Genomic DNA, 17,763 nt, shown 5'->3' on the forward strand with positions numbered 1-17,763 from the left:
TAACATGAAAAATGGAAATTCGTTGGAGTTGCAGGGTGTAAGAAAGGATTTTGGGGAGTTTGAAGTATTAAAGGGGCTGGACCTGACATTTAAAAAGGGAGAATTCATAGCCATTGTCGGTAAGAGTGGATGTGGAAAGAGCACCTTGCTTCGTCTTGTGGCAGGACTGGAAAGGCCGACGGGCGGGCAGATACTGGTGAATGGAAAACCATTGAATGGGCTAAATAAATCATCACGTACGATGTTTCAGGATGGCAGGCTTTTTCCTTGGAAAAAAATCCTTCAAAATATTGGCGTAGGCTTGAAAGGGGATTGGAAATCAAACGCTATGGAATTACTCGAGCAAGTGGGCCTTGCAGATCGAGCAAATGATTGGCCGTCCGTTTTATCTGGGGGGCAAAAACAAAGGGTTGCATTAGCGAGGGCATTGGTGAACCAACCTGACATTCTCCTCTTGGATGAGCCGCTAGGGGCATTGGATGCTTTAACGAGGATTGGCATGCAAAGGCTGATTGAAGAACTATGGAGAAAAAGGGACTTTACTGCCTTACTCGTTACACATGATGTTGAAGAAGCTGTAATGCTTGCCGACCGTGTCATATTAATCGAAGAAGGTAAAGTCGTCATGAATAAGGAAATCAATCTGCCGAGACCACGGAAAAAGGATAGTATTCAATACTCATCACTAGCAGCCCAAATCCTTGACCGAGTGATGCAAGTTGAGGGGGAAATGGAAAAAAAAGCGATTCACGCTTGAATTAGAGAAAAAGAATGAAAAAAGATTTTGCAGGGAATTCCTAAGTTTACCATATGTTTATCGCCTTCTTGCTCCCGTCGGATTTTACCTTTCATGTTTAATGATTCACCATTTAGGGAAATGTTAAATATAGAGAAACTTGTAATTCATATTAGGAAGGCGGAGGATGTATGAGTAATATATTAGCTGCAAAAGAACGTACGGATTCAAAACACTCTAATTTAAGGAATTTGAGGGAAAGCGGCGAAATCCCAGCGATAGTATATGGCAATAAAAATGACAGTACGGCCATTTCCGTCAATAATATCGAGCTTCAAAAGACAATCAAGGAAATAGGCCGTAATGGGATCATTTCTCTGGACTTGGAAGGTAAGAGTTATGAAGTCATGCTCTCCGATTATCAAAAGGATCCACTAAAAAACTCCATTTATCATGCAGACTTTTTAATTGTGGATATGTCCGCTCAATTACAGGCACAAGTTCGCATCAATCTTGTCGGTGTGTGTAAAGGCGTGAAAGACGGTGGGGTCCTCCAGCAGTCTCTTCATGAAGTGACGGTCACGGCTAAACCTAATGACATTCCTGACTCCATCGATGTTGACGTTACCGAACTTCAGGTAGGGGATACAATCTACATATCGGATATCCAAACGAATAAGCAAGTTACAATCGGCCACGATGGTGAAGAAGTTGTTGCATCTGTTTTGGCTCCTCGCCAGGAAGAGGAAATAAGTACAGGTGAACAGCAGGATGGCGGTATCCCTGAAAATGAAGAAGGCAGGGAAACCAAGGCATCACCAGAGTCATGATGCCGGGATTAAACAAGTGAATCGTGTTATAATAGGCGTAGCTCTTAACGAGTTACGTCTTTTCAATCTCTGGATGCATCCATTTAAATCGGACAGATTTTTTCGTAATGGAATCCTTTAATTTGGATTTTACCTAATTAGTTCTCCGGTCGCTTGCAGTCCAGCTTGAAATTAGGGTACTATTTTTCTAAGGTCGATGGATCTTGGAAAAACTTCGTCCCAGTGTAACTCCCTAAATAACCGTAATGACGGAGTGTGAATCATGAAAATTATTGTAGGGTTAGGGAACCCCGGTAAACAATATGAAAAAACCCGGCATAACGTCGGTTTTGAAGTAATAGATGAGTTATCCAGGAGATGGTCGATCCCTCTTGATCAAGCAAAACATAAGGGGATATATGGTTCAGGAATGGTAAAGGGAGAAAAAGTTTTATTGCTTAAACCTTTAACCTATATGAATTTGTCAGGAGAATCCATTTCGGCTGTCATGCATTTCTTTAAGGTGGATATCGCGGATGTGGTCATAATATATGATGACCTTGATTTGCCTCCAGGAAAGCTTCGCCTTCGTCAAAAAGGAAGTGCAGGCGGTCATAACGGGATAAAATCTTCAATTGCCCATTTGGGTACACAGGAATTCAATCGAATCAGAATAGGCATTGGCCGCCCGATTGGCCGCATTCCGGTATCTGACTATGTATTAGGGCGTTTTTCGCCTGAAGAATGGGATCATGTCGGAGCAACGATCGAAAAAAGCGCAGCATCATGTGAAGCCTGGTTGGAAAAACCATTTATACAGGTCATGAACGAATATAACCAATAAGCAGAGAGTAGATATAAGTAAAGAATAATATCTTCCTGTTTCGCTGAATAAAAACCCTCTACTTTTGTACATACTAACACTATTACAAAAATAGGGGGTTACCAAATGGCTCTCCATTATCGATGCCGACATTGCGGAACTAAGCTGGGCTCAATCGAGGCACACTCACTGAGTACGGAGCAGTTAGGTTTTAATCAACTTACCGATGAAGAGCGACAAGAGATGATCGTTTATGATTCTGAAGGGGATATGCATGTAAGGGCGATATGTGAAGATTGCCATGAAACGCTGCAAAGAAACCCTGATTTATATGAAAACGATTATATTATTCATTAGCGGGAGAGGGCTTTGGACAAAATCCAAAGCATTTTTCCGTTTGTCTGGAATACCAGGGCAATAAAAGTTGCCGTTAATAAAGAGGATCTTGGTGATGGCCAAGTTCAAATACAGCAAATGGTTTTTCGCACGTTAAAGAGAGGGGGGAAAGAAAATGAATGGATTGCAGAACTTGTTCTCCAAACAAGATGATGTTCATTCGTTAATAGCCGGCATCGATGAAGGGCTTAAGGAGCAAATCGTCTCTGGTCTCACAGGTTCCTCGAGATCGCTATTGCTTGCTTCCGTATATGAAAAGACGAATAGGCCTATTTTATTGGTTACCCATAATTTATTGCAAGCACAAAAATTCCATGAGGACTTATCAAGTTTCATTCCTGAGGAAGAATTATATATATATCCAGCCAATGAATTGATTGCGGCTGATTTGAGTGTTGCAAGCCCGGAATTAAGGGCCCAACGTGTTGAGGCATTGAATTTTTGGGCAGAGGGAAAGAAAGGGATTGTCATTGCCCCGATTCCTGGGGTGCGTCGTGTGCTTCCTCCAAAGGATATTTGGAAGAGGCATCAGCTAGCGTTTAATCTAGGGGAAGACATCGAGCTTGAACCAACGCTTAATAAATTCATTGCCATGGGTTATAACCGGTCTGAAATGGTTGCTTCTCCAGGTGAATTCAGTATCAGGGGCGGTATCATCGATATTTACCCGATTACCGAACCTAATCCAATACGAATTGAATTATTCGATACCGAAATAGATTCAATAAGGACTTTTTCAAGTGAAGATCAGCGATCCATCGAAAAACTCAAGAAAGTGACGATCGGTCCCGTCAGTGAGGCTTTGCTAGAGACGGAGCATATCGAAAGAATCATAACTAGGCTCGAGAGCGGATTAAGTAAAAGCTTGAAGAAACTTAAGGACGAGAAAACCAAGGAACAGCTGGTCCAAACGATCAGTTATGAACTTGAACAGCTGAAAATGGGGGATATACCCGACAAAATCTTTAAATACTTAAGTTTAGCGTATGAAGATCCAGCTAGTTTAATAGATTATTTACCGGTAAATGGTTTAGTTTTCTTAGATGAAATCAGTAGAATCCAGGAAATCAATGATTCTTTGGAAAAGGAAGAGGCTGGTTGGTACACGGACCTTTTAAGTCAGGGACAAATTATCCATGACATTAAATTGGCTCATCCCATGCAAGAATTAATAATGAAATCCAGCAGGCCGTTTGTATACCTTTCATTGTTTTTACGGCATGTACCGCATACGAATCCTCAGAATATCCTGAATTTTGCCAGTAAACAAATGCAAAATTTCCATGGACAGATGAATGTGTTCAAAGCTGAACTGGAACGTTGGAAAAAAGGAAAATATACAGTCGTCATACTTGGACAGGATGAAGAACGGGTAAAAAAGCTGCATTCGGTTTTAGCCGACTATGATATAGAGGCAGCAGAACTGTTTAATGCTGACAGCATCCTTCCAGGTAAAGTACAGATTTTACGCGGCAGCCTGAACAGCGGCTTTGAATTGCCTATGCAAAAATTCAGTATCATCACGGAAACGGAATTGTTTAATAAGAAGTCAAAGAAATCGGTACGGAGACAGAAACTATCGAATGCAGAACGAATCAAGAGTTATTCCGAACTGAAGATCGGTGACTATGTCGTTCATGTTAACCACGGTATCGGTAAATACTTGGGTATTGAAACCCTTACAATAAATGGGGTCCATAAAGATTACCTGAATATTCGTTATCAAGCGGATGACAAATTGTATGTTCCTGTCGACCAAATTGATCTTGTCCAAAAATATGTCGGTTCTGAAGGAAAAGAGCCGAAGCTTTATAAGCTAGGCGGTACGGAATGGAAACGTGTCAAAAGCAAGGTTCAATCATCCGTTGAGAACATTGCCGATGATTTAATCAAGTTATACGCAGAAAGAGAAGCGGCAAAGGGCTATGCCTTTTCACCTGATGGTGATATGCAGAGGGAATTCGAAACATCATTCGCTTATAACGAAACGGAAGATCAATTACGTTCCATAGTCGAAATCAAAAAGGATATGGAACGGGAACGGCCGATGGATCGTTTATTATGCGGCGATGTTGGTTATGGGAAGACAGAGGTGGCGATCCGGGCCGCTTTTAAAGCCATAATGGATGGGAAGCAGGTTGCGTTTCTAGTTCCGACCACAATCCTTGCCCAGCAGCATTATGAAACATTAAGGGAGCGTTTTCAGGATTATCCGATTTCGATTGGCCATATGAGCCGCTTCCGGACTAAAAAGCAGCAAACGGAGACGATAAAAGGATTGAAGGCCGGCACGGTGGATATTGTGGTTGGCACGCATAGGATTTTATCCAAAGATATCGTGTACCGCGATTTGGGATTGCTTATCATTGATGAAGAACAGCGCTTTGGCGTTACACATAAGGAAAAGATCAAACGGTTAAAAACTAATGTGGATGTACTGACTTTGACTGCGACACCGATTCCGAGGACCCTTCATATGTCGATGTTGGGCGTGAGGGATCTGTCCGTCATCGAAACTCCGCCTGAGAACCGGTTTCCGATCCAAACTTATGTCATGGAGTATAATGGCTCATTGGTAACGGAAGCGATAGAACGGGAATTGGCCAGGGGCGGTCAGGTTTATTTCCTTTACAATCGGGTAGAGGATATAGCAAGAAAAGCAGAAGAAATTTCCATGCTTGTGCCCGATGCCCGTGTTACCTATGCTCATGGGCAAATGACAGAGCAAGAACTGGAAGCCGTCATGTTCGGCTTTTTGGAAGGCGAATATGATGTTTTGGTAAGTACAACCATTATAGAAACGGGTGTTGATATCCCGAATGTAAATACGCTTATCGTGAATGAAGCGGATAGAATGGGACTTTCACAGCTCTATCAGCTGCGTGGCCGTGTAGGTCGATCCAATCGGGTGGCATATGCATTCTTCACTTATAGGAAAGATAAAGTGTTGACGGAAGTGGCAGAAAAGCGTCTTCAATCCATTAAGGAATTTACAGAATTGGGTTCAGGGTTCAAAATCGCGATGCGTGATTTATCCATCAGGGGAGCTGGAAACATTCTAGGGGCTCAACAACATGGCTTCATCGATTCGGTTGGTTTTGATCTGTATTCACAAATGCTGAAAGAAGCGGTGGATGCGAAACGCAATGACCAACCAGCTGAAGAGAAGAACACACTGGAAATTGACGTTGAAGTGGATGCTTATATCCCTGATGCCTACATAATGGATGGACATCAGAAAATAGAAATGTATAAAAGGTTCAGAGGTATCGCTTCACTTGAAGAAGTGGAAGAATTACAGGATGAAATGATCGATCGTTTCGGAGAGTATCCAGAAGAGGTTTCCTATTTATTCATGATTGCCGAAATGAAGGTATATGCTGAAAAGGCCGGAATTGAAAGCATTAAACAATTAAAGCAGGAAATCAGCATTCTCCTTAGGGAAAAGGTCAGCAGCGATGTGGATGGACAAAAAGTGTTCGAGCTGGGATCGAAGTATGGCCGTATGGTGGGCTTCGGCATGGACGGCAATCGAATGAAGCTGGTCCTGCACATAAAAGGCGTGGAACAAAGCAAATGGCTCAATATCTTATTTGAGATGGCCAAGGGTTTACAGTATGTAAAAAAAGAGACGCAAGCCACTAAAAACTAGAATTGATGATTGTCCTCTTGAAGAAATTTTTTTAGGTACCATGGTAAAAAAATGCAACAAAAAGAAAAATTTTTTCAAAGTGCATAGAACTTACCATTAGAAAAATACTAAGTACAATAGCTGGTGATGATTTTGCTACAAAATGAGGATTTATCAAATCAATTAGATGAAAGTGAGGCAACATTAGATGAAAGCAACTGGTATCGTTCGCCGAATTGATGATTTAGGAAGAGTCGTCATCCCGAAGGAAATTCGCAGGACACTCCGTATTCGTGAAGGAGATCCACTGGAAATATTCGTGGATAGAGATGGTGAAGTCATCCTAAAGAAATACTCTCCAATTAGTGAATTAGGCGATTTTGCAAGGGAATATGCAGAAGCACTATATGATAGCCTTGGAAACCCAGTTATGATTTGTGACAGGGATACTTACATTGCGGTGGCTGGCGGCTCCAAAAAAGAATACTTAAACAAAAGCGTTAGTGAACTAGTGGAAAAAATCATGGAAGAAAGAAATCCTGTTTTGGAGTCTCCGAACGGACAAGTCTCATTCGTTGATTCCAATGATGAAGAGGTCCAATCTTATACTGCAGCTCCGATCATTGCGAGTGGCGACCCGATTGGTGCCGTCTTGATTTTCTCTAAAGACAGCACCATTGGTGAAGTGGAACAGAAATCGGTTGAAACAGCAGCAAGCTTCCTAGCTAGACAAATGGAACAGTAACCTTGGACATGCATTTATATCTTAAAAGATGGAAAGGGCAGCATTCGCGCTGTCCTTTTTGCACTTTCTAAAAAGAAACGGATATGGAAAATAATTAACAGTATGGATGGGATTGAAAAATAACCAATAGAATTATGCTATAATAACTACCACATATGAGTGAAAAGGGGAAAAAGAATGGCTGAAAAGCCTAATAAAACATCAAATGAACTTTTTCGAGGTGCGCTGATTTTGAGCGCTGCAGCGATTATCGTAAAAGTTTTGAGCGCGGCCTATCGCATACCATATCAGAACATTGCGGGTGACATCGGGTTTTATATCTATCAACAGGTTTATCCCTTCTACGGTGTTGCTTTTACATTATCGACAATCGGCTTTCCGGTAGTCATATCCAAACTTATTGCAGAACGGGAGTCTTCCAAAAATAACTTTGCGGTCAAGGATATATTGGTGACATCATTCGTCGTCTTAAGTTCGATAAGTGTCATGATGTTTGCTGCACTATTCCTTGGCGCCGATTGGATTGCAGGATGGATGAAGGATCCGCATTTAGCCGGTCTGCTGAGAATCGTTGCCTATTCCTATTTATTAATGCCCATTTCTTCTCTATTAAGAGGCTATTTTCAAGGAATAAACGACATGTTACCGACGGCAAGTTCGCAGGTCGCTGAACAATGCATCCGGGTATTGACGATACTGGTCCTTTCCACAATATTTGTGCATCAGGGCTACTCTGATTACGTTGTCGGCAAGGGGGCGGTCCTCGGTTCGATAACAGGCGGCATTACTGGCCTGGTACTGCTTATTGCTTTCGTTATTTTAAGAGAAGAATGGAAGCTTTTTTTACGAATGAGAATCAAACCGGTGAATTTCATCAAAATTTCCAAAGCCTTGGTTTTCCAAGGGTTGGCCTTTTGCATTACTGGTTTGATCCTTATCTTGTTTCAGTTTGTCGATTCACTGCACCTGTACTCCCTGCTAAGGGAAACGGGGATGGGGGAAAGGGAAGCCAAAGAATGGAAAGGGGTATATGATCGAGGACAGCCTTTGCTTCAGCTGGGTACAGTCGTGGCTAATTCTTTTGCATTGGCGCTAGTACCTGTCATATCCGGATTCGTTCAGAGTAAAAGTCAATTTGAATTATTGAATAAGATCAAATTGGCGCTTCGTGTAAGTGCGACGATCGGGGTCGCTGCTGCGATCGGGCTGGTGGTGACGATGAAGCCTGTCAATCATATGCTGTTCACTGATGTTAAAGGGACGATTACTTTAGCAATTTTCTCTTTATCGATTTTATTCACATCCCTCATAATGGCGGAAGCGGCAGTGATTCAAAGTTTAGGCCATTCGTTCGTGCCGGTGATCATCACGATTGTGGGGGTGGGCAGCAAGTGGGCTTTGAACCTTGTCCTGGTGCCGCATTACAAAATCGCGGGGGCAGCCTCGGCAACAGTACTTGCGTATATGATCATGACGGTATTATTTTATGTGGTATTGAAAGTACATATCAAAAAGACATTAATTGAAAAGCGACATGTGCTAATAATCTTGAAGAGTACGGTGTACATGGGTACGGCGGTTGTTTTATTCAATTGTTTATTCGAATGGATGACCTCAGGCGAGAGCCGGTTGTTAGCTACGGTCCAAGCTTTGACCGGTGTAGGGATCGGTGCAGCCGTGTTTGTGATGACCGCCATTCGTGCAGGCTTATTTGGTGAAGAAGAACTTTCACTTATACCTGCAGGTTCAAAGCTTAAACGATTAATAATAACGAATAGGAGTATACGAAATCATGAATGAGATTACGATAATAGGCCTTGGTGCTGGGGATTTAGAGCAGCTTCCACTAGGGATTTATAAAAAATTGATTCAAACGGGACAATGCTATGTCAGAACGGCTGATCATCCGGTAATCGGGGATTTGAAAAGGGAAGGAATAAATTTCACGGCGTTTGACGGGATATATGAAAAGCACGACCAATTTGAAGACGTATATGAAGAAATTGCCGAAACATTATTAGACGAGGCCTCGAACCGTTCCGTTTTATACGCAGTTCCGGGGCATCCGATGGTTGCGGAAAAAACGGTACAGCTTTTGCTTGAAAAGGGTCCGGCTCTTGGAATAGCCATTAAGCTCGAAGGCGGCCAAAGTTTCCTTGACCCCCTGTTTCAGGCTGTTAGAATCGATCCGATTGAAGGGTTCCAGTTGTTGGATGGTACAGATCTTTCACCGGATGATTTACACATTACCCAGCATATGATAATCGGACAGGTTTATGACGCATTCAGCGCATCCGATGTGAAGTTGACTTTAATGGAAAAGCTTCCGGATGACTACGAGGTATATATCGTAACTGCGGCAGGCAGCAGTCAGGAAAAAGTGACAAAATGCGCCCTCTTCGAACTCGACCGTCAGATGGAGTTAAGTAATTTGACGAGTGTTTATGTTCCGCCCGTTAAAGATGAAGCTTTACGGTATAGGGAGTTTTCTAAGCTGCGGCGGGTCATCGCAGAACTTAGAGGTCCTGACGGATGTCCGTGGGATAAGAAACAAACTCATGAAAGCTTGAAGAAATATCTAATAGAAGAAGCATATGAGCTGATTGATTCCATCGATGAAGGTGACGATGAGGGTATGGTTGGTGAACTTGGGGATGTCCTGCTTCAGGTGATGCTTCATTCACAAATCGGTGAAGATGAGGGCATGTTCACGATAGATGATGTGATTGAAGGCATTACGGCAAAAATGATTCGGCGCCACCCTCATGTATTTGGAGATGTTGAAGTGAACGGTGAGGAAGATGTATTGGTGAACTGGCAAAAAATCAAAGAAGGTGAAAAGGGGGGAGAATCAAAAGCTCTGAAATCCATACTGGATGGTATTGAGAAATCGCTGCCAAACTTACTTCGGGCCGAAGAGTATCAAAAAAGGGCTGCGAAGGTTGGATTTGATTGGGATGAGGTTTCCGAAGCCTGGCAGAAGGTCAGGGAAGAAGTGCAGGAATTGGAAGAGGAAATATTAAGTCCGAACAGGGATACCGAAAGAATAAAATCAGAGCTGGGCGACCTCTTTTTTGCGCTTGTCAACATTTCACGTTATTATGACATACAAGCGGAAGAAGCCGTCTACAAAGCAAACCAGAAATTCCACCAGCGTTTTACATATATAGAAGAGTGCATTCAAAGGGCAGACAAAAAATTTGAGGATTATACATTGGAAGAATTGGATTCATATTGGGATGAAGCAAAAGCAAAAGGACTTTAATTAAGGGAGAGATTTGAATGTCGATGAGATTGGATAAATTCCTAAAGGTTTCAAGGTTGATCAAGCGCCGCACACTTGCGAAAGAAGTTGCGGATAAAGGGAGAATCACGATTAACGGACAACAGGCCAAAGCAAGTTCGAATGTAAAAGATGGCGATGAGCTGACAGTAAGATTCGGTCAAAAGCTTGTTACGGTACGTGTCGATAAAATTCAAGAAACGACGAAAAAAGAAGCGGCTGCAGATATGTATACCATCGTAAAGGAAGAAAAGCTAGCGGAGGAGTAAGGACAGGCTTGGTTCTAATTCCACTCTTACGGACATACACTTGTACAAAATCAGTGGTACTGTGAGGGATGATAAAATGAGCCAATATATTGATCCGAATGCTGGTTACACAAAGGGAACGACCCAAGAGCATGATGTAACGATGAAAGGCCGCCGTTTACTTGATATTACTGGTGTCAAACAAGTCGAAAGCTTTGATAATGAAGAGTTTCTGCTCGAAACGTCAATGGGATTCTTATCTATCCGGGGCCAAAACTTGCAAATGAAGAATTTGGATGTTGATAAAGGCATCGTTTCCATTAAGGGAAAGATTTTCGACCTTGTTTATTTAGATGAGCAATCAGGGGAGAAAGCTAAAGGATTCTTTGGCAAGTTGTTCAAATGACCTTAACGATCCAATTTTATACGTTGCTTGCGATGATAGGCATGGGCAGTGGCTTTGGGGCTGCCCTGGATACGTATAGCCGGTTCCTGAATCGTTCAGAAAGGAAAAGGTGGATTGTATTCATCCATGACTTCCTTTTCTGGATCATTCAGGGTCTCCTTATTTTTTATGTTTTGTTTTTAGTGAATGAGGGAGAGTTTCGCTTCTATTTATTTTTGGCCTTATTATGCGGTTTTTCAGCTTATCAAGCACTTTTCAAAGGATTCTATCAACGTTTTTTGGAGTTTTTGATAATACTTGTGATAAAGTTGGCGAGATTTATAGCGAATTCGGTTCACATGCTGATATTTCTACCGATAAAATGGGTAATAGTATCCATATTGGCCATCATCATCGGGATAGGTAAGTTCGTTTTGGCCTTATTAAAATGGGCGGGGAAAATACTTCTCTTTATTTTGAATATATTCTGGAGACCATTAAAATGGATTCTGACTTATATATGGAATTTATTGCCGGTTTTTGTTACGAAAAACGTCGGGAAGTTTTATAATAAAGGAAAAGGTATTTTATTGAAAATAAAGAATTCTATATTTAGAACGCTAAATGGATGGAGAAATAAAAAGAAATGAGGAGCGATAAAAAATGAGTAGCCTGCGTAAAAGGAAAGTGGCAAAAATAGAAAATCCCTACGTCGCTCAACAAGAGAAAAAAGTACAAACCGTAGAAAAAAAGAAGCGTGGTCTAATGCGTAGATTAACCCTTTACTCAGTTTTCGCCGCTGTCTTTTTGATTTTTGCCATTTCCACCCTCATAACGCAAAATGTTGCACTGGATGAGAAAGTTCAGCAAAAGCAAGAATTGAAGGGAAAGTTAGCTGAATTGAAAAAAGACGAGACCCTTCTTAAAGAAGAAATCGTAAAGCTTAATGATGACGACTATATAGCAAAAATAGCAAGACGGGATTATTTCTTGTCTGAAAAAGGTGAAATCATTTTTACCCTTCCAAAAGGGAAGGAAGATAGTGACTAATATTGACACTGTTTTTTTACTTTCGTTATAATATAGGGTGAAGAGATTTTTTTAACATTTCTAAGGAGGAACATTTTTTTTATGTCAATCGAAGTAGGCAGCAAGTTACAAGGTAAAGTAACAGGCATAACTAATTTTGGTGCATTTGTAGAGCTACCTCAAGGTTCAACCGGTCTTGTCCATATCAGTGAAGTGGCTGATAACTATGTCAAGGATATCAATGATCATTTAAAAGTGGGCGATACAGTTGAGGTGAAAGTCATCAACGTTAAAGATGGCAAGATTGGCTTGTCCATAAAAAAAGCGATAGACCGTCCTGAAGTTGAGCAAAAACCTGCATACACACCACGTCCGCGCCAAGGTAGAGGGAATGACAGCCGTTCCAAAGACTTCCGCTCGAAAGGCAATGGTTTCCAACCGAAAGAAAACTTTGAGCAAAAAATGGCTAAATTCTTAAAAGATAGCGAAGACCGCTTAACGACCCTAAAACGTAGCACCGAAACGAAACGGGGAGGTCGAGGAGGAAGACGCGGATAAAACTGCTGCTGAAAAATAATAGTTTAGCAACTTTTCCTGTGAAATTATTCATAGTGTAGATAAAGGCAAGCTTGCCGGCTTGTCTTCTTTTATTATAGTATGACATGAAAAAAGCGCCTCTGTACACTTACTGATATAAGTGTGCAGAGGCGCTTTTTGTATTTGATGACCCGTACGGGATTCGAACCCGTGTTACCGCCGTGAAAGGGCGGTGTCTTAACCGCTTGACCAACGGGCCAAAAGTTTCATGATAAAAGATAGCGGCAGAGGGGATCGAACCCCCGACCTCACGGGTATGAACCGTACGCTCTAGCCAGCTGAGCTACGCCGCCATAATGGTAAGTGCTACTGAAGCACAAGTTATATCTTACATTCGTGAAGAAAAAATGTCAACAAAAATATTAAAGTTTGTCGGTTTCCATTTCCTGATTATTTATTCGGGTTATTTTCCGCAAAAATAACCTAAAAACTTTGCTTTTCTTCAAAAAAAAAAGAACACCCGTTTCTGTATTGGAAAAAATGGCACAAAAACCTGTATACAAATGATTATTCAAGAAGAATTTCGTCGAACGTTTTTCTTATCCGCTTATAAAATTCTGACAAAAAAATAGACAAGCCCTCTTTATAATAAAAATCACTAATACGAATGGGGTGTTGAAATGGAAAAAGTGGAAAGACCTATGATGGAACCTCTTGGAGATGTTCAGTTAAAAGAAGCGAAGGCAGGGGCCATCAATTGGATCCAACAACTGCAAATGAAGAGTGAAGACATATTCATAAAAAAAGGTATCTCTTTAGCAATCATCGGTTTTTTATTAGGAAGGGCTCTAATTCTTTCGCAGCTGGCACCATTTGGACTTCCGTTTTTCGCAGCCGTTTTTCTCATGAGACGTGATAGGGCTCCACTGGCTTTATTCGGATTGATTGCAGGTGGGCTGACCGTTCACTATTCGAATAGTTTAGTCATCTTTGCATCGGCGTTCCTGCTCCTGTTATTTCATAAGATCAAGAAGCCCGCCGTGGAAGGACAATTCAAGACGATGTCGATGTACGTCTTCGCTTCACTATTCCTGGTCAACCTGGCCGAGCAATATCTGGTATTTCGAACGATTCAGCTGTACGACTTGATGATGATAGGGGTAGAGGCGGGACTCGCGATGATTTTAACTTTAATCTTCATACAGTCCATCCCGATGCTGACCGTTAGGACAAAGTCCCAGTCATTAAAGACGGAGGAAATTGTCAGCATCATCATCTTGCTGGCTTCGGTGATGACCGGAACGATCGGCTGGATGATATACGATTTATCACTCGACCATATATTCTCACGATACCTGGTCCTCCTCTTCGGGCTGGCGGGAGGGGCCGCCATAGGCTCCACTGTAGGCGTTGTTACTGGATTGATATTCAGCTTGGCGAGTATTGCCAGTCTATATCAAATGAGCCTTCTCGCATTTTCAGGGCTTCTGGGCGGACTGTTGAAGGAGGGAAGGAAGATAGGGGTTGCTAGCGGCCTCTTGATTGCTACATTACTGATAGGTTTATATGGTGAGGGCACCAATAATATTATGGTGACCCTTTATGAATCACTTATAGCTGTGGCCCTATTTATATTGACACCGTCATCCATCATCAACAAAATAGCGAAACATATACCGGGAACAGTCGAGAATTCTGATGAACAGCAGCAGTATGCCCGAAAAGTGAGGGATGTCACCGCTCAAAGGGTGGAGCAATTCTCACATGTATTTGAGGCGCTCTCTAATAGCTTTTCCCAAGTGGATGAAAGGGGAAGATTGGAGGAAGATGAGAAAGAATTCGACTACTTCTTAAGTAATGTAACGGAAAAGACGTGTCAGCTTTGTTTTAAAAAGGAACAATGCTGGTCCAAGAACTTTAATACAACCTATGACGGCATGCAGGAAATTATGCTTCAATTAAGTGAAAATAATGGTCAGCTCCCCCAAAAAACTTCGAAAGAATGGGGGAAATATTGCAGTCGCGGGCCTCAGGTGATTGGGGCGATATCACAGGAGCTCACTTATTTTGAAGCTAACCAAAAATTAAAAAGGCAGGTGAAGGAAAGTCGGAAGCTAGTGGCGGATCAACTGCGGGGCGTTTCGGCAGTAATGGATGATTTTGCAAAAGAAATTCAAAGGGAAAGGAAGAATCACCATGTACATGAAGAATCCATTTTGGAAGCCATCCAGGATTTTGGCCTGCACATAGGCCATGTGGAAATATACAGTCTAGAACAAGGAAATGTTGATATAGAGATGAGTGTCCCATACTGCCAGGGCAGAGGGGAATGTGAAAAGTTGATTGCACCTATGCTTTCAGACATTTTAGGGGAAACGATAGTCGTACATTCAGAAGAGTGTGCAACGTATCCAAGCGGGCAATGTGAGGTGATATTTAGGTCAGCAAAAAAATTCACGGTCGAAACGGGTGTGGCTCATGCTGCCAAGGGGGGAGGGCTTGTATCAGGAGATAGTTTTACGACCATGGAAATTGGCTGCGGCAAATTCGCAATAGCCATTAGTGATGGAATGGGAAATGGGGAAAGGGCCCATTTTGAAAGTACAGAAACATTGAAGCTGCTACAAAAATTTTTACAATCGGGAATAGAAGAAAAAATAGCCATTAAATCCGTAAACTCCGTATTATCTCTACGCACTACCGATGAAATATTTTCGACTCTTGATTTGGCAATGATTGATCTTCAGGACGCAAGGGCTAAGTTTTTAAAAATCTGTTCGATACCGAGTTTCATTAAAAGGGGGGATAGGATAATAAAAATTGAATCAAGTAACCTCCCTATGGGAATCATCCAGGATTTCGATGTTGATGTAGTATCAGAAGAGCTGAAGGCAGGGGATATATTAATCATGATGAGCGATGGAGTGTTCGATGGCCCCTCACATGTCGAAAATATCGAGTTCTGGCTAAAACGAAAAATCAAGGAAATGGAAACTGACGATCCGCAGGAAATCTCTGATTTAATATTGGAAGAGGTCATCCGAACGAAAGGCATCATAGATGATGACATGACAGTGGTAACATCGAAAATTAAGCATAACACACCGAAATGGGCATCCATTCCCGTTTCCCCAAAACGCAAAAAGGCCCAGTAGGGGCCGTTTATATATAAAATAAATAAAACCCAAAATGAGGTGGTGTAAATGGAAGAAGGATAAAAGGTAAAGGGATGAACTCTTTTCAATCATTACGCTCCATGATATGGCTTGATGTAATGTCTTTTGCGTATAATTTCCCTTTTTTTAGTCAATTATGGTAACAAATTGATAGGAAGGGAGAGCAAAACATGAAAGCAGGAACATTAAGACAGATTTTGCTTATAACCGACGGATGTTCAAATCATGGTGAGGAGCCGTCTGCCATGGCTGAATTAGCAAGGGAGCAAGGCATAACCATCAATGTCATAGGTGTAATGGAAAATGATGTGATAGATGAAAAGGGACTTAAGGAAATCGAGAAGATTGCTGGTTCAGGAGGTGGCGTAAGTCAAGTAGTCTATTCGCAACAGTTGTCCCAAACCGTCCAGATGGTGACACAAAAGGCGATGACTCAAACGATACAGGGAGTTATCAATCGCGAACTTCAACAAATACTAGGAGATTCAAAAACGATGGAGGATCTTCCGCCGGATAAACGGGGAGAGGTGATGGAGGTGGTCGATGAGCTTGGGGAAACAAGCAAGCTCGAAGTACTGATTCTTGTTGATACCAGTGCAAGCATGAAACATAAACTGCCTACAGTAAAAGATTCCTTATTAGATCTTTCCCTTAGTATGAATGCAAGGATGGGTGACAGCCGTTTTTCCGTATTCGTATTTCCTGGGAAAAGAAATGACGTTGAAAAGTTGCTGGATTGGACCCCGAACCTCGAAGCCTTGACGGCAACTTTTCCTAAGCTCAGTACAGGGGGACTCACTCCGACAGGTCCAGCCATTCGTGAAGCTTTAACTCATTTCAATAAAAAACGTTCATTGAGGGGATTGTTATCACATGATGATGAACAATACTTTGAGGAATCAATGTAAACTTCTGCCTGGCAGTTTGGTCACTGGAAAATGGAATAAAAACCAGTACAAAATAATTAAGGAATTGGGGTGTGGAGCGAACGGGATCGTTTATTTGGTTGAAAGCGGAAATCGTCATTATGCTTTAAAGCTCAGTGATAATGGGACGTCCATTATTTCGGAGATGAATATCCTAAAATCCTTTTCAAAGGTCCAGGGGTCTACCCTTGGACCTTCCTTTTTGGAAGCGGATGATTTCATGAAAACAGGAAAGCAGCTCCCTTTTTATGTCATGGAATATATCCATGGACACGATTTTTTGCGTTTCATTGATAAGAAAGGGTCGTCATGGATTGGAGTCTTGATGCTTCAGCTCTTAACAAGCTTGTCTGCCTTGCATTCCAATGGCTGGGTGTTCGGTGATTTGAAACCCGAGAATTTGATCGTGACATCACCAGCCTATAAGGTACGGTGCGTGGATGTTGGCGGAACCACCTTGATCGGGCGGTCTGTTAAAGAATTCACCGAGTTTTTTGACAGGGGGTACTGGGGACTTGGATCAAGAAAGGCCGATCCGCAATATGACTTGTTCGCTGTAGCAATGATTATAATCAATTCTGCCTATCCCGGACGTTTCCAGAAGAAAGGGGAGGGGTATAAACAGCTTAACGACTTAATTAAGCAGAAAAAGGAATTGCATCCATACAGGAAGATGTTGGATAAGGCGCTCCGCGGACAGTATGACTCAGCCATCCAAATGCGGGAGGATCTGGTAACGGTGCTGAGTAAGCAAAATCATTCGAAGAAAAAGGGCCCGAACCAGACAGCGACGGGTCAGCAGCAAACCGTGCAGCCTTCAACAAGGCAAGCAAGAAGGTCCCAAAACCAATCAAAAAAGAAAAGCGGCGGTTTTTTTGAAACGTTTTTGCTGGTTGCCATCATATCGATGCTCTATGTTCTTTACATATATGAACAGTTGTTATGATATAGTTAATAGGTGAATGCCATGAAATGGTTGAAACCATTTCATGATTCAATCGTATAAAACTAATGCCTGTCCATAAAGAAGGAAGATTGT

At 42.0% G+C, this 17,763-nt stretch carries 17 protein-coding genes and 2 tRNA genes; 17 read left to right on the forward strand and 2 right to left on the reverse strand.

Translation table 11 applies throughout. The features are described 5' to 3' along the window. Positions 1 to 4 precede the first annotated feature (4 nt). The 14 genes from ACJ9PY_RS00310 to ACJ9PY_RS00375 all read left to right on the forward strand — a co-directional run bounded on the left by ACJ9PY_RS00310 (position 5) and on the right by ACJ9PY_RS00375 (position 12,643). Positions 5 to 757 (forward strand): ATP-binding cassette domain-containing protein, encoded by a 753-nt coding sequence (locus ACJ9PY_RS00310; protein WP_063574554.1) that lies wholly within the window; start codon positions 5 to 7, stop codon positions 755 to 757. Positions 758 to 927: 170 nt separating this feature from the next. Then, positions 928 to 1,566 carry a 50S ribosomal protein L25/general stress protein Ctc gene (locus ACJ9PY_RS00315; RefSeq protein WP_057276499.1) on the forward strand — a complete coding sequence of 213 codons (639 nt, stop codon included), beginning with the start codon at positions 928 to 930 and terminating at the stop codon, positions 1,564 to 1,566. A gap of 262 nt (positions 1,567 to 1,828) precedes the next feature. Then, positions 1,829 to 2,389, forward strand: coding sequence for an aminoacyl-tRNA hydrolase (gene pth, locus ACJ9PY_RS00320; protein ID WP_034316321.1), 561 nt, complete (start codon positions 1,829 to 1,831; stop codon positions 2,387 to 2,389). A 105-nt stretch (positions 2,390 to 2,494) separates the two neighbouring features. After that, positions 2,495 to 2,725, forward strand: coding sequence for an anti-sigma-F factor Fin family protein (locus tag ACJ9PY_RS00325; protein ID WP_063574553.1), 231 nt, complete (start codon positions 2,495 to 2,497; stop codon positions 2,723 to 2,725). A 12-nt stretch (positions 2,726 to 2,737) separates the two neighbouring features. After that, positions 2,738 to 2,917: a hypothetical protein gene (locus tag ACJ9PY_RS00330; protein ID WP_063574552.1), complete on the forward strand. Its 180-nt coding sequence runs from the start codon at positions 2,738 to 2,740 to the stop codon at positions 2,915 to 2,917. Then, on the forward strand, positions 2,880 to 6,416 hold the full coding sequence (mfd, locus tag ACJ9PY_RS00335) for a transcription-repair coupling factor (RefSeq protein WP_096340991.1): 3,537 nt from the start codon (positions 2,880 to 2,882) through the stop codon (positions 6,414 to 6,416). Before ACJ9PY_RS00330 ends, mfd begins: the two co-directional genes overlap by 38 nt. A gap of 187 nt (positions 6,417 to 6,603) precedes the next feature. Continuing rightward, complete coding sequence (spoVT, locus tag ACJ9PY_RS00340; RefSeq protein WP_063574550.1) at positions 6,604 to 7,140, forward strand: stage V sporulation protein T; 537 nt, start codon at positions 6,604 to 6,606, stop codon at positions 7,138 to 7,140. A 177-nt stretch (positions 7,141 to 7,317) separates the two neighbouring features. Next, on the forward strand, positions 7,318 to 8,940 hold the full coding sequence (locus ACJ9PY_RS00345; protein ID WP_411739333.1) for an oligosaccharide flippase family protein: 1,623 nt from the start codon (positions 7,318 to 7,320) through the stop codon (positions 8,938 to 8,940). Beyond that, positions 8,933 to 10,405 carry a nucleoside triphosphate pyrophosphohydrolase gene (mazG, locus tag ACJ9PY_RS00350; RefSeq protein ID WP_411739334.1) on the forward strand — a complete coding sequence of 491 codons (1,473 nt, stop codon included), beginning with the start codon at positions 8,933 to 8,935 and terminating at the stop codon, positions 10,403 to 10,405. The genes ACJ9PY_RS00345 and mazG overlap by 8 nt, the downstream gene beginning before the upstream one ends. Positions 10,406 to 10,428: 23 nt before the next feature. Continuing rightward, positions 10,429 to 10,692, forward strand: coding sequence for an RNA-binding S4 domain-containing protein (locus ACJ9PY_RS00355; RefSeq protein WP_034316386.1), 264 nt, complete (start codon positions 10,429 to 10,431; stop codon positions 10,690 to 10,692). A gap of 76 nt (positions 10,693 to 10,768) precedes the next feature. Then, entirely contained in the window at positions 10,769 to 11,077 is a 309-nt protein-coding gene (gene yabP, locus ACJ9PY_RS00360) for a sporulation protein YabP (RefSeq protein ID WP_034316308.1), read from the forward strand. Further along, positions 11,074 to 11,706 (forward strand): spore cortex biosynthesis protein YabQ, encoded by a 633-nt coding sequence (yabQ, locus tag ACJ9PY_RS00365; RefSeq protein WP_063574547.1) that lies wholly within the window; start codon positions 11,074 to 11,076, stop codon positions 11,704 to 11,706. The genes yabP and yabQ overlap by 4 nt, the downstream gene beginning before the upstream one ends. A gap of 13 nt (positions 11,707 to 11,719) precedes the next feature. Continuing rightward, positions 11,720 to 12,106 (forward strand): FtsB family cell division protein, encoded by a 387-nt coding sequence (locus ACJ9PY_RS00370; protein WP_411739335.1) that lies wholly within the window; start codon positions 11,720 to 11,722, stop codon positions 12,104 to 12,106. 81 nt (positions 12,107 to 12,187) lie between these two features. After that, on the forward strand, positions 12,188 to 12,643 hold the full coding sequence (locus ACJ9PY_RS00375; RefSeq protein ID WP_034316303.1) for a S1 domain-containing RNA-binding protein: 456 nt from the start codon (positions 12,188 to 12,190) through the stop codon (positions 12,641 to 12,643). A gap of 166 nt (positions 12,644 to 12,809) precedes the next feature. Here the strand turns inward: ACJ9PY_RS00375 and ACJ9PY_RS00380 are convergent. Continuing rightward, a tRNA-Glu gene (locus ACJ9PY_RS00380) sits at positions 12,810 to 12,881 on the reverse strand. A 20-nt stretch (positions 12,882 to 12,901) separates the two neighbouring features. Beyond that, positions 12,902 to 12,975: transfer RNA gene (locus ACJ9PY_RS00385), tRNA-Met, on the reverse strand. A 327-nt stretch (positions 12,976 to 13,302) separates the two neighbouring features. Between ACJ9PY_RS00385 and spoIIE the strand changes: the two genes are divergently transcribed. The 3 genes from spoIIE (at position 13,303) to ACJ9PY_RS00400 (ending at position 17,670) form a co-directional block, all read left to right on the forward strand. Continuing rightward, complete coding sequence (gene spoIIE, locus ACJ9PY_RS00390) at positions 13,303 to 15,777, forward strand: stage II sporulation protein E (protein ID WP_034316302.1); 2,475 nt, start codon at positions 13,303 to 13,305, stop codon at positions 15,775 to 15,777. 191 nt (positions 15,778 to 15,968) lie between these two features. Beyond that, positions 15,969 to 16,706: a VWA domain-containing protein gene (locus tag ACJ9PY_RS00395; protein WP_034316300.1), complete on the forward strand. Its 738-nt coding sequence runs from the start codon at positions 15,969 to 15,971 to the stop codon at positions 16,704 to 16,706. Continuing rightward, positions 16,672 to 17,670, forward strand: a complete 999-nt coding sequence (locus ACJ9PY_RS00400) for a protein kinase domain-containing protein (RefSeq protein ID WP_371748477.1) — start codon at positions 16,672 to 16,674, stop codon at positions 17,668 to 17,670. Before ACJ9PY_RS00395 ends, ACJ9PY_RS00400 begins: the two co-directional genes overlap by 35 nt. The last annotated feature ends 93 nt before the right edge of the window (positions 17,671 to 17,763 follow it).

Source organism: Peribacillus sp. S4, assembly GCF_046715815.1.
Classification (GTDB): Bacteria; Bacillota; Bacilli; order Bacillales; family DSM-1321; genus Peribacillus; species Peribacillus frigoritolerans.